Source organism: Synechococcus sp. CCAP 1479/10, assembly GCF_019038515.1.
Classification (GTDB): Bacteria; Cyanobacteriota; Cyanobacteriia; order PCC-6307; family Cyanobiaceae; genus Cyanobium.
Window position 1 is genome coordinate 1 of the sequence record NZ_JAFKRJ010000010.1, and the last position, 1,653, is coordinate 1,653.

1 rRNA gene is annotated in these 1,653 nt (G+C 55.6%); it reads left to right on the top strand.

Features of this window, described 5'->3' with window-relative positions:
- The first annotated feature begins 18 nt into the window (after nt 1–18).
- Nucleotides 19–1,503: ribosomal RNA gene (locus KUG39_RS05165) — 16S ribosomal RNA — on the top strand.
- Nucleotides 1,504–1,653 lie beyond the last annotated feature (150 nt).

A 1,653-nucleotide genomic window follows, 5' to 3' on the forward strand; every position in this document is an offset into this window, starting at 1 on the left:
ACCAAGAGGGTTGGATCTACAACGGAGAGTTTGATCCTGGCTCAGGATGAACGCTGGCGGCGTGCTTAACACATGCAAGTCGAACGAACCTTCGGGTTAGTGGCGGACGGGTGAGTAACGCGTGGGAATCTGCCCTCAGGAGGGGGATAACGGCCGGAAACGGCCGCTAATACCCCATATGCCGAGAGGTGAAATGAATTTCGCCTGAGGATGAGCCCGCGTCTGATTAGCTAGTTGGTGTGGTAATGGCGCACCAAGGCGACGATCAGTAGCTGGTCTGAGAGGATGATCAGCCACACTGGGACTGAGACACGGCCCAGACTCCTACGGGAGGCAGCAGTGGGGAATTTTCCGCAATGGGCGAAAGCCTGACGGAGCAACGCCGCGTGAGGGATGAAGGCCTCTGGGCTGTAAACCTCTTTTCTCAAGGAAGAAGACATGACGGTACTTGAGGAATAAGCCACGGCTAATTCCGTGCCAGCAGCCGCGGTAATACGGGAGTGGCAAGCGTTATCCGGAATTATTGGGCGTAAAGCGTCCGCAGGCGGCCTTGTAAGTCTGTCGTTAAAGCGTGGAGCTTAACTCCATTTCAGCGATGGAAACTACAAGGCTTGAGTGTGGTAGGGGCAGAGGGAATTCCCGGTGTAGCGGTGAAATGCGTAGATATCGGGAAGAACACCAGTGGCGAAGGCGCTCTGCTGGGCCATAACTGACGCTCATGGACGAAAGCCAGGGGAGCGAAAGGGATTAGATACCCCTGTAGTCCTGGCCGTAAACGATGAACACTAGGTGTCGGGGGAATCGACCCCCTCGGTGTCGTAGCTAACGCGTTAAGTGTTCCGCCTGGGGAGTACGCACGCAAGTGTGAAACTCAAAGGAATTGACGGGGGCCCGCACAAGCGGTGGAGTATGTGGTTTAATTCGATGCAACGCGAAGAACCTTACCAGGGTTTGACATCCTGCGAATCCCTTGGAAACGAGGGAGTGCCTTCGGGAGCGCAGAGACAGGTGGTGCATGGCTGTCGTCAGCTCGTGTCGTGAGATGTTGGGTTAAGTCCCGCAACGAGCGCAACCCACGTCTTTAGTTGCCAGCATTCAGTTGGGCACTCTAGAGAGACCGCCGGTGATAAACCGGAGGAAGGTGTGGATGACGTCAAGTCATCATGCCCCTTACATCCTGGGCTACACACGTACTACAATGCTACGGACAAAGGGTTGCAAGCTCGCGAGAGTTAGCTAATCCCATAAACCGTGGCTCAGTTCAGATCGTAGGCTGCAACTCGCCTACGTGAAGGAGGAATCGCTAGTAATCGCAGGTCAGCATACTGCGGTGAATACGTTCCCGGGCCTTGTACACACCGCCCGTCACACCATGGAAGTTGGCCATGCCCGAAGTCGTTACTCCAACCCTTGTGGAGGAGGACGCCGAAGGTGGGGCTGATGACTGGGGTGAAGTCGTAACAAGGTAGCCGTACCGGAAGGTGCGGCTGGATCACCTCCTAACAGGGAGACACAACTGATCGTGATGTCTGAGCGCCGACCAAGCGTAAGTTTGGGAAGCACATTTGTCTCAGGCCACGGTCCTGTCATCTCGAAGGTCGATCGGTACCTCAAGGTGAGCCATCAAAGCCAAGGACGACTCCAGAGAGCTCG